We start from the raw sequence: 11747 nt of genomic DNA on the forward strand, positions 1-11747 counted from the left end.
GGGCAGTGTCATAGGGTGTAAGCAATTTTCGTGTAGCGGTGATGCTGTTCGGAGGCTGATCATGGGGTGTCGTCGGATGCTGAGTGTTGAGGATCGCGCGGCGATCATGGCGGGGTTGGAGGCGGGCTTGTCCCAGACGCGTATCGCCCACTTGATTGGGCGTAGCCCCTCGGTGGTGTGCCGTGAAATCGCCCGCCATCGGGGTCCTGGCGGCGTGTACCAGGCCGAGGATGCCGGGAGAGCAGCGCAGGTGGCCAGGCGCCGCCCTAAGAAGCGGCTCCTGGACCGCGATGAGATTCTCCGCCGCCGCGTGATCTTTGATTTGTCGCAGGGGCGCACGCCCCGCCAGATCAGCGGACGCCTGAGCGTGGAGGCATGTGGCACAGTGGCTCCTATGGATAATTCTCCCCACGCCCAGGGCCGCACGATCAGCCACGAGGCGATCTACACGTGGATCTACGCCCACCCCAAGAAGACGCTGATCGAGCACGGCGTATGCCTGCCCTCCAGGCGGTGGATGCGCAAGAAACCCCCTGCAGGCGGGCGCACACCACCCATTGTCGGCATGCGATTAATTGACGAACGCCCCGACATTGCTGACCGGATGATCCCTGGCAACTGGGAGGGGGACCTCATCATCGGCAAAGATGGGGCCAGTGCGTGCGCAACCCTGGTCGAGCGCACCACCCGCTACCTGATCATCGTGGCCCTGCCACTGGGACGCAGGGCCGACCAGGTCTGTGATGCGCTCACCCGCCGCATCCAGGGCCTACCCGAAGGAGCGATGCGAACACTGACATGGGACCAAGGACGGGAAATGGCCCGCCACCAGCGCCTCACCCAAGATACCGGCGTGGAGGTGTTCTTCGCTCACCCCCATAGCCCCTGGGAGCGAGGAACAAACGAAAATACCAACCGACTTATCCGCCGCTACCTTCCCAAAGGAACCCCCATCACCAGCCACCAGCCCTACCTCGACGCCATCGCCTACGAACTGAACAACTGCCCCAGAGCCACCCTCGGCTACCGCACCCCCACAGAAGCATTCAACCAACTCATTGCTACCACCCATTGACACCACCCACCGAGTACCATAAGGTGCATTAAGACACCAGCGTCGGCACATACGTTCGCTCCATCATGTCCTCAAGTCAGAAAGCACCAAGCGCCATAAGGTGCATTAAGACCTGAGCATCGGGTCAGCATCAAAGTACATGCTACGACCGTCAGAAAGCACCAAGCGCCATAAGGTGCATTAAGACGATGCAAGCTTGAGTGTGGTGGCCGTGGTGCCGAGTCAGAAAGCACCAAGCGCCATAAGGTGCATTAAGACTCGATGGTGAAGGGGAAGTCGTATGCCCAGTTAAGGACGTGTCAGAAAGCACCGAGCGCCATAAGGTGCATTAAGACTCGGCCTCCGCGCGCACGGCGACAAGGTTGTTCTCGTACGTCAGAAAGCACCAAGCGCCATAAGGTGCATTAAGACCCCTGAGACCCGCCGCTGCCGGGCGACGTGTTGAACGTTAGAAAGCACCGAGCGCCATAAGGTGCATTAAGACACCTTCTTACCGTTGTGGATAGACTCACCGGTCACAGGCCAGAAAGCACCGAGCACCATAAGGTGCATTAAGACCTGGTAGACAAGGACGGCTCCAGAGGCGTCCACCGAGGTCAGAAAGCACTGAGCGCCATAAGGTGCATTAAGACCGATGCTTAAGCATCGCCGAGCCACCGTAGTAATTACGTCAGAAAGCACTGAGCGCCATAAGGTGCATTAAGACGTGCCAAGGCCGAGCTGCGGGTAACGCGGCGTGGAGTCAGTCAGAAAGCACTGAGCGCCATAAGGTGCATTAAGACAACCCAGTTCGAGAGGTAGTAGAATCCGTAAGCGAACGCGTCAGAAAGCACCGAGCACCATAAGGTGCATTAAGACTAGTAATTGATGTTCCAGTCATTGGCTGTGTTGAACACAGTGAGTCAGAAAGCACCAAGCACCATAAGGTGCATTAAGACAGACCCATGCGCCAGTGGTGGGGTCGACAATTTTTGCCGGTCAGAAAGCACCGAGCGCCATAAGGTGCATTAAAACTTTTCGACGTACCACGTGTCGAGAGACTGGTTGGTCAGTCAGAAAGCACCGAGCGCCATAAGGCGCATTAAGACGCTGCAAGTTCGTCGAACGGGTCATTTACGGTTTCTTTCGTCAGAAAGCACCGAGCGCCATAAGGCGCATTAAGACCGGCGGGCGGCGGCGTCGGCTGCGATAGAGCCGATATCGGTCAGAAAGCACCGAGCACCACAAGGTGCATTAAGATCCTCGTACGTCTCGCCAGGGGCGTACGAGCCGGTGGCAGTCAGAAAGCACCAAGCGCCATAAGGCGCATTAAGACTTCACAAAGGCACCGCGGAAGTGCATCATCTTCCAGATGTCAGAAAACACCGAGCACTATAAAGCGCATCAAGGACCAGCCACCGACGATCACCTGTGACCACAGCGGGTAGCCACCCGCAAGCTACACAAGTTCGTCCAGGAACTGGGCACGTGCCTTCATGGCATGAATGAGGAGCTCTCCGCCGCCATCGAAAACTAACACGACCAATTCGAGAACACGCCCAGACTGGTCGATACCCACCACGAGCCATCGCCTGGGATCGTCCTCGTCATCGAGAAGGCGGGAGTTCAGGGCGTACCCATACGCAGACGGAACAGCCTCATAGGTGAATCGTTCGCACCCGAAGTGCTCACGCCTACTGGCATGAACTTAGGCGCGATGGGCCGCTCTCGCACCGCCGCGCGAACCGCGTCAGAACGGCTCGTGATCCCCTCGGGGGCAAAGGGTTCCATGAGCGTCCCCAAGCGTCTGTTCATCCAGACGCGCCGCCACAGCGGCAGCAGGTCCCTCCCCCACCGGAGGACGCCCCGGGCGCGGCGAAGGCAAGTCCGCCAGGTCGTACCCGCGCTCGGCCTCATCAGCCCACGCCTGGATCTGCTCATCACTGACGGGGACTCCGTGAAGAAGACGCTCGCTCATACAAATAACGTATACGAGAATCGCAAGAAGCACCGCTGATTGAGTCGGTACTGGCAACGACGGAAGAACAACTCTCGGTACGCACGCGAGGGGCCGCGCACAAGTTTTCGTGCGCGGCCCCGTTTTTGTCTCAGCCGGAATTCGTCAGTCGCAATCTGTCAGACCACCGACACCTACGTCAGCAGGCGGCCCCGGGCGTCGAACTCGTAGCGCGTGCCGTCAATCCAGTGGGCACCCGTCACCATGGCCCCCGACGAAGACAGGTAGTACCAGTGCCCGCCGTCCTTCAGCCAGCCCTTGTGCACCACGCCCGAAGAAGGATCCAGGTAGTACCAAGCCCCCTGAATGCGCGTCCAGCCAAAAGCCTGGGCACCGTCGCGGCCGAAATAAGACCACAGGCCGTCCACTCGGGACCAGCCAGTCACCACGTAGCCGCGCGCGTTGAAGCAGTACACCTTCCCATCGATACGCAGGCGCGTGTTCGTCGGGTAGGTGCCGTCATCAAAACGCCACCACGTGCCCCTGGCGGAGGTGACCCAGCGCCCGGCCCCGGCCTCGGCGACGCCAGAAGCCCCAGAACCGGACCCGGACCCACCAGCCCCAGACCCAGTCCCGCCCGACCCCACCGTAAACGGCGTCGAGGAGACGACGTCGTCATCGGCGCGTGAATCGGAGTTGCGCCCGAACGCTTCGATGGTCACGGACGTGCCACCGACAACGGCAGGACCCCCGGCCACAGGCCGCGACACGTCCACACCATCGGCCTGCAACGTCACGCCGGGCCCGGAGAACTCGCCGCTCCCCTGCCCGGTCGCGACCTCCTGGCCGCCAACGAGCAACCGAGCCGACGTCACCGGCCCGGTCACGGTCGCGCGCAGGGACACGCGCCCGGACACGGTCCGCCCGGACAGCGGTGCCCACGTGGAGCCGTCAGTCGAGTACTCGACCTCGCCGACGACGGGCCGCGCCTGGTCCTTCAGGACGGCGTCGAGCGCGCTCGGCATGCCGGCGCCCCGGTATTCGCGCTCGCCCTCGGGCGCGGCCAGGCGCGCCCAGTTAGAAGGGGACCCCGCCTGCTTGCGCGCCAACGCGAGGATCTGAGAGGCGCTCATCTCCGGGTGCACCTGGCGCAGCGTCGCGAGCACGCCCGCGGCCACGGGCGCGGCCATCGACGAATCCCTCGCAACATCGCCGGGCGACCCGGCATCGCTCGGCAGCGACGTGTACACGTTCTCGCCGGGAGCCGCGAAAGCAATGGTCTGCTTGCCCCAGTTCGCCGTCCACGCGGGCTCGAGCGTGCCCGTCGCCGGGTCCTGCCCGTCCGCCAGGCGCAGCGTGGAGACGGGCACGACGTTGTCCATCATGGTCGGGATGGTCAGGCCGCTCCACGAGTCGCGCTCGTAGGGTGCCCACGCGTCGGTAGGCGACGACGAGTCCTTGCTCGGCGGATTATCCAAGTCAATACCGCCGCTTCCCGCGCCCACCACGTTGATGACGTCCTTCGACGCCGCGTAGTCGATGGCGCGCCGCATCGCCTCGCGCCCCGCCGCCTGGTTGGGTTCGTGAGGCATCCAGTACTTCCACGGGTCCGCCGCGAAGGAGCTGGCAGTCACCGAAATCCCGTGATCGGCCGCCCACACGAAGCCGCACACCACGTACTCGGGGTAGTGCATGCCCGTCTGGCGCGACTGCACGTTGATCGCCGCGACGCTCAGCGTCGGGTTCACGCCGGGCACGCCGCTGGAGACGCCGCGCCCCGTGATCGCCCCGGCCATCTGCGTGCCGCGCGTCGCGTCCGACGACCCCCACATCCACGAGGAGCCGGTAGGGATACCGTTGACGTTGCAGGACACGGACTTGTCGAAGTCGACGCGCCCATCCAGATCCGTGATCACGTGGTCGAAGCCGTCCGCCATGACACCCACCGTGACGGGCGCGCGCATGACGTCCACGCCCTGCGCGTCCAACGCGCCGATGGCCTTCAGATGCCACTGGTTGTCGCTCGGCGGGGGCGGGTAGAGTCCGCCGACGATCACCGGTGAGTCTGCGCCCGGCCCGGCCCCGGCCTCGTCCGCGGCACCAGCGACCGGGTTCCCCTCCACGCCGATGGGCGTGATCGCCTCGTTGCCGAGCACCGGTGCCTGGCGAGTCGGTCCCACGGAGTGGAAGGAGATGCCCGCCTCGGACAGCGCCGCGCCCAGGTCGGACGCGAAGCTGGGCGAACCCGACTGGACGAAGAACGTCCCGAAGGCCGGGTACTGCGCGAGCACCAGTCCTCCCAGGGACGAGGCCTTGGCAGCCGCACGCTGGAAGGTGGCCTCATCCGCTCCCGCAGTGAGGTTCACGGCGTAGTTGGCGGGCAGCTGGTGGGTCGGCAGATCGGGCGAGATGATGCCGGGGGCGACGGGTTCGCCGGGGGCCGGGTCCTCCCCCGGGTCGGGAGCAGGTTGCGGCACGGGCACGGCGTTCGGGTCGCGGGCGACCGTGAAGGTGGTTTCGGTGGTTGCATCGTCGTCGGCGTGCCTGTCGTAGTTGAGGCCCTCAGCAAACACCACCGCCGTGAGGGACGCGTACTCCTGACCGTCGGGGATCACCTGACGCAGGTCCATCTCGGCGGCTTCCAGGAGCATGGGTTCAGCGAAGTAACCATCCTCCCGGTCGGTGGACACTGCTATCTCACCCGGAATGTCGAGGTTCATGTAGGAGACCGGCGCGCTCGCTTCGACGCGCATCTGCACGACGTCAGCGGGCAGCACGGCACCGCTCAGGCTGGTCCATTCGCCGTCACCGACGCGATACTCGACCGCGCGGATCACCGGGAACGCCTGATCGAACACCATCGCCGCGCGGGCGTCGAGGAAGCCGTAGCCTCGATACTCCGCGCCGTCACTCGGGGCTTTCAAGCGCCCGTACTCATAGGCGGCCTGCTTGCGCATGATGCTGATGATCTGCGCGCCGGGCAGCGTCGGGTGCACCGATTTGACGAGCGCGGCGATGCCGCTCACGTGCGCGGCGGCCGTTGACGTGCCCGACGTGTATCCGTAGATCTGCGGGATCCGCCCGTTCGGGTAGGTCGAATAGATCCACTCCCCCGGCGCGGCGAAGTCAACGGACGCCCCGTAGTTCGACCGCTCCGCGCGCACCAGCGTCGCCCGTAGCGGCTCGGCGTTCCAATCCTCCATGCCGACCGAGCTGACAGTCACGACGCCGCTGACCTGCGCCGGAACCATCCGCGCGCCCTCGACGGAGCGATTCGGGATGGGCGTCGAGTCCGTCGGCGAGTCACTGTCGGTCGTCGGGTGGTCGATGTCGACGCCGCGGTCGCCCGCTCCCGCGATCACCGCGAGTCCGTTTGACTGGGCGCGGTGAATCGCGCGCTCAGCAGCCTCGAGGGCGGCGGCCTGCTCGGGGTCCGTCGGGTTCCAGTACACCCACGGGTCCATCTGGTAGGAGTTGTGGACGATGTCCACCTGGTGGGTCGTCGCCCACTCGTAGGCGCACACCAGAGCCTCGGGGTAGAGCAGGTCCGACTCGTTGAGCGCCTTGATCGACACGAGCGTCGCCTCCGGCGCGATGCTGTCAATACCGATGTCGTTGTGGTTGGCGGCGATCACACCGGCGACGTGGGTGCCGTGCCCGCTGCTGAAACTCCGGGCATCCTCAGCCTGGTTCGGGACGCCGTTGACAGCGCACGAGACGGACCGGGCAGTATCCACCCGCCCCACCAGGTCAGGCTGCGTGTCGTCGATGCCAGTGTCGATGACGCCGACGGTCACGGGCGCGCGGGTCACGGCGACCTCGGCAGCGCCCCGGGCATCCATGGCCTCGGCACCCCAGTTCGAGCGAGCTGAACCGACCCGGCTGTTCGGGTCCGGGATCGTCACGGTAGGCACGTCGGGTGCGTCCGCAACCAGCCCGTCCGCAACCAGCCCGTCCGTAACCGGCCCGTCCGCGGCGGACTCAGCGGCGGGAGCAGCTGCCAGGTCTGCGTGCGTCGCCCCGCCCACGGCACGCTCGCTCTCCGGTACGGCGGCCACGCGGGTCGGGCCGATGGAGTGAACGCTCACCCCGGCCTTCGCCAGGGCGGCGGCCATGTCGGGCGCGAACGAGGCCGACTCACTTTGGGCGAACATGGTGCCCAACTGCGGGTAGCTGGTCAGAAGAACGCCGCCGACGCTTGGAATCAGGTCGGCGGCGCTGGCCATCTCGCTCTCCCCCACGTTGGAGTCAAGGTTAATGGCGTAGTTCATGAGGCCCGCAGCGGATCGGGCGGACGAGACCAGGCCGACGTTATCGTCGGCGCTGGCAGGCGGGGCGGTCGCCGCAGCCACGCTCATAGACAGAGCGAGGGCCGCGACGAGGCCAATGCGTGCAACTGTGCGGCGCATGGTTCCTCGACTTTCACTTGTCGCTATGCATGAGCATCGTTGCCCATGCAGTAACCATGATCCACAGGTTTGACAGTCGAGACAAATGACGCACTTAATTCTCGAAAATACAAGCTATTTAAGTGTTTTACAAGCTCAATATTTAGACACATATTCGTGCATCGCCTCGTCCCACGCGAACCGAGGCCTCCCCGAAAATGCTCGGGGAGGCCTCGTGGTGATGAGCGCGAACGGTGCCTACGACCGCGAGCCCGCGTCTCTCTTGGCGGGGTGACGCCGATCCTCGCCCCGCCACCACGGCATCCACGCGCGGTACCCGTCGGCGGGCGGCGTGGGCGAGTCAGGCTCGAAGCCGAGCTGCGCGGGCGTCTGCGGGATGCGGTCGACGAGGAAGTACTTATCCCTGTCATCGCAGTGCTCGCGCACGATGGTGCGGAACTCGGCCAGCTCGCAGTACAGGACGCCCGTGATCGGGTTGCGCTTAAACGCGACGATCTTGTAGAGCCAGTAGGCGAACAGCGCGACGTTGGCCGCGAGCGCGAGCGCCGCGCAGGCGATGTTGGCGCGCGGGTCCATGGTCGCGAAGTTGAAGATGTCGGAGGGCGGGACGAGGACTTCGGGCAGGAGCGTGTTCATGGAGATCCAGAAGACCAGGGTGAAGCAGCGGAACCAGATCCACTGGCCTTTCGCCCAGGTGAACGCGGGGATCGTGCAGGCGAGGAGCAGGGCGAGCGTGCAGTACCACGTGTAGTCGGCCAGGGAGTTGTAGAGGAAGGCGTGGTTCCACAGGTCGTAGGCGATGACCCAGGGCCAGACCATGTCCACCCAGATGAGGCCGCGCACGGAGCGCTTGCCGGGCGAGGTGACGATGATTTTGCCGAGGCCGGTGATCGTGATGATGTTGAGGAGGCCGGCGGCGGCCGACAGGAGGTTCCAGTACCCGCCGATGGTGCGGAAGCCCGTCTCCGGGTCGATGCCGACGTGGCGGGCGTCAAGGTTGGCGGCGACCTCCTGGTACCACTGCTGGGAGTGGAGGTCGGCGGTGACGCCGCGCGCCTCCGGCAGTCCGGCGATCATGTCGATGGTGTGGGAGTCGTTGACGCCCTTCAGGCACTGCCAGTCCGCACCGCACGCGTAGTAGGTGTCAGCATTGGCCCAGATCGTCAGGTCGCGGATGTTCGCCTCCATGATGTTGACGGCCAGGCCGACCCACAGGGCAACGCCCAACCAGATCGCGTACTTGTGGGCCTTGACGGGGTTGCGCTTCGCGTAAACCAGGACTGTGCCCGTCATGGTGGCGGTGAGGATCATGATCGCGTACTTGCCGAACGGGAACCACCCCACCATCGGGGTCCCGTGGATCCACGCGTAGGGCATCAGGGCGATGCCGCCCACGGTCCACACGGCGACAATCGTCCAGTTCCATCGCCTGTTGATTTCCGCGACGACGATTTGGGCCGCCAGCACGAGCAGCCAGATGAGATACACCTTGGGAGTTCCAAGTTCCCAGAGGAACAGCGAGTCCACAGCATTCTCCTTCGAATGTGCAACCGGGCAAATAGTTGTCGGCTATCATAATCCCCAACACTAACCTAGCGTGCGGGGTTCACCGCTGAATCCCACAACGCACCGGGGCTCCCCACGCTCCGCACCAGCGGAAGCGCCCCTCGTCAATTCCTCAAGGAGGAGGACCCATGACCCGTCACGCCCGATCCCGCCGCACCCTCTGCTGCGCCGCCCTCACGGGGAGCGCCGCGCTCCTGGGCGGCATGTACGCCTTCAGCCAGCTCAGCGGCAAAGCCACGCCCGAAGAACAAGCCTGGCGCTACCCGGGCGACGACCTGATCGACGCGAACTACGACAACGGATACTCCTCCACCTACGCGATCACAATCGACGCACCCGCCTATGCGGTGTGGCGACTCTTCAAACAGATCGGCGCCGAAAAGTCCGGGTCCTTCTCCTCGGAGTTCCTCGAGCGAGTCTTCGCGCGCCTCCCCTTCTTCAACTCCTACGAGATCCAGGAGGAATTCCAGCAGCCCGACTCGATGATACCCGGCGACATCGCCGCCTTCGACTTCCACGGCATGTCCATGGAGTGGGCGGACGTCGTACCCGGGAAGTACATGGTCCAGTGGGTCGACACGAAAAACCCGCCCAAGGCCCCCGGATCCTACGCGTTTCGCTTCCCCGGCATGACGAACTTCGCCGCCGCCTGGTGCTTCTACATGGTGCCCCTGTCGGGCGAGCGCACGCGCCTCATCAACCACTGGCGCATCGGCTACGAGCCCGCCTCCCCCGCCATGAAAGCCCTGAACTGGGTCAACATCGAATTCATCGGCGGATGCATGACCCACCTGCAAAACCTCTACGTCAAGCGCGTCCTCGAGTTCAAAAAGAAGCAGCACCTGACGGGCCGCTTCATGCGAGGCATGCTCGGCGGGCGATTCTTCAACTCGGGCACGCCCGCCGGCCGCCACGACAACACTCCCCTCTTCGAGGAGACCTACACCCAGTGGTTCCGCTACGGCCGGTCTGCCCCCGCCGTCGCCGAAATCCGCCCGCCCGTCACCGACGACCCCTCCTGGCCGCCGACGGGCGCGGACAGCCCGTGGGCCTCCGAGATCGACGCCTCCTACTTCGACGGCTGGCGCGAGCCGGAGTTCTCCTGGGAGGAGCAGATCCGCCAAAAGATGGAGCGCAGCTACCTGCCGAACTGGGGCAAGGAGCAACGCTGATGGGCGGCATCACTCCCCCGGCCTACCCGACGCTGTTCTTCTTCGAGGTCGGCCAGTGGTGGGACTACGCGATGCTCCTCGTCGTCATCGCGCTGCTCGCGGGCGCGGCGTGGCTCGCGCAGCGCAACATGTGGGTGGTCCTCGCGCTCTTCGTGGTCGTGCCGGTCGCCCTCACCATCTTCTGGTGGCCGCACTCAACGGCGGGGACAGCCTCGGCGGGCTGGTTCCCCATCGTGAAACAGTACTCGGCGCTGGCGGGCTCCCTCTGCCTTGTCGCCCTCCAAGTATTCCCGAGGCTTCGACACAACCGCTGGTACCTGCTCATCCCACCCATCATCCTCGCGGTGAACATCGCCGAGGCCGTGGTGCGCGACTTCCAGTGCTACGGGATTCACGGGGTGGACCCCTCGCAGGGGATGGTCACGTGGGGCGGGCCGTGGAACATCATGAACGGCATCGCCGGGATCCTCAACCTGCTGGCGATCTCGGGGTGGGTCGGCATCTTCGTGTCCAAGGGCAAGGAGCGTGCCCTCGTCTGGGGCGACCTGACAATCGGGTGGATCATCGCCTACGACCTGTGGAACTTCGCGTACGTGTACAACTGCCTGGCGGACCGCGCGTGGTACTCGGGCGTGGCGCTGCTGGCGGCGTGCACGATCCCCGCGCTCATGTCGTTCGGGCGAGGCGCGTGGATCCAGTACCGCGCGTACACGCTCACGCTCTGGTCGGGCGTCGTCCTCACCTTCCCACACTTCATGCACGATTCGATGTTCGCCCACCGCAGCTCCCACAACCCCTGGGCGCTGCTCATCGTCTCGGCGACCGCACTCATCGCGAACGTGTGGATGTTCGTCTCGCACGTCCGAGTCATCGTCACGAAGCGGCGCAACCCCTTCACCCAGGAGGTCCACGCCGACGAGGCCACCTACGCCTCATGGGTCCGCGACCTCGCATCCGACGAAGACAAGGAACTCATCGCCGCGCGCCTCGGCACGACGCCGCAGGAGGCGGGGTTTGTGGCTGCGGATAGCCGATAGGTCTCCTCTGTGGAAACCGTTCTGTGGGGCGGTTCTTACCGTTCTACGGGGCGGTTCTTGCTGGCGGGGGCCGCGCACGTCTACACCGCGACGATTCGCTCACGCACGGGAACCCGCTATCCGGAGCACTAACCCGCTTGTCCGCACGTTAACCCGCTGTTCCGTACGTGGGCAGCCTCGCCCAGGTCCCGATAAGCGGGTTCACGTGCGGATTAGGAGGCCCAGGCTCCGATAAGCGGGTTCACGTGCGAAGCATTGGCGCCCCGGGTGCGCGGCCCCATCTTTTGTGCCGCCTGCGGTGCCTTCCGCCTTCCTGGGCGCTGCCACTGAGCGCGGGGTCGGCCCCCGATGGTCGGTGATCACTGTCCGGTTGGTGGGATGTGTGACAGCTGCGTTTGCTGCCCTGTGATTCTCCCTTATCCGCGTTTGACGAGGTCGGGGCGGGGTTGTGTGGCGGCGCGCGCATGGGGTGGAAGAACGTTTCGTGGTGGTTACTGAGCATTGTGAGTGTTTTGTGTTGGTTCTGGGCGTAGCCTGTGTTCTTAACAGGGC

6 protein-coding genes are annotated in these 11747 nt (G+C 64.7%); 4 read left to right on the forward strand and 2 right to left on the reverse strand.

Going from position 1 to position 11747, the window contains the following annotated elements; genetic code table 11:
• The first annotated feature begins 61 nt into the window (after nt 1–61).
• Both HMPREF1136_RS03785 and HMPREF1136_RS10850 read left to right on the forward strand, forming a co-directional pair.
• On the forward strand, nt 62–1075 hold the full coding sequence (locus tag HMPREF1136_RS03785) for an IS30 family transposase (RefSeq protein WP_034504165.1): 1014 nt from the start codon (nt 62–64) through the stop codon (nt 1073–1075).
• 1768 nt (nt 1076–2843) lie between these two features.
• On the forward strand, nt 2844–3071 hold the full coding sequence (locus HMPREF1136_RS10850; protein WP_156791835.1) for a hypothetical protein: 228 nt from the start codon (nt 2844–2846) through the stop codon (nt 3069–3071).
• A 134-nt stretch (nt 3072–3205) separates the two neighbouring features.
• On the opposite strand, the gene HMPREF1136_RS03800 is transcribed toward HMPREF1136_RS10850, so the two are convergent.
• Both HMPREF1136_RS03800 and HMPREF1136_RS03805 read right to left on the reverse strand, forming a co-directional pair.
• A complete protein-coding gene (locus tag HMPREF1136_RS03800) occupies nt 3206–7420 on the reverse strand; it encodes a S8 family serine peptidase (protein WP_009648006.1) in 4215 nt (1404 codons plus the stop codon).
• Between the two features lie 237 nt (nt 7421–7657).
• Complete coding sequence (locus tag HMPREF1136_RS03805) at nt 7658–8947, reverse strand: DUF5692 family protein (protein WP_009648009.1); 1290 nt, start codon at nt 8945–8947, stop codon at nt 7658–7660.
• Between the two features lie 167 nt (nt 8948–9114).
• Between HMPREF1136_RS03805 and HMPREF1136_RS03810 the strand changes: the two genes are divergently transcribed.
• A complete protein-coding gene (locus tag HMPREF1136_RS03810) occupies nt 9115–10158 on the forward strand; it encodes a hypothetical protein (protein WP_009648008.1) in 1044 nt (347 codons plus the stop codon).
• A complete protein-coding gene (locus tag HMPREF1136_RS03815; RefSeq protein WP_009648007.1) occupies nt 10158–11195 on the forward strand; it encodes a DUF5692 family protein in 1038 nt (345 codons plus the stop codon). Before HMPREF1136_RS03810 ends, HMPREF1136_RS03815 begins: the two co-directional genes overlap by 1 nt.
• Nucleotides 11196–11747 lie beyond the last annotated feature (552 nt).

Origin of the sequence: Actinomyces sp. ICM47, from assembly GCF_000278725.1 — a bacterium.
Lineage (GTDB): Bacteria > Actinomycetota > Actinomycetes > Actinomycetales > Actinomycetaceae > Pauljensenia.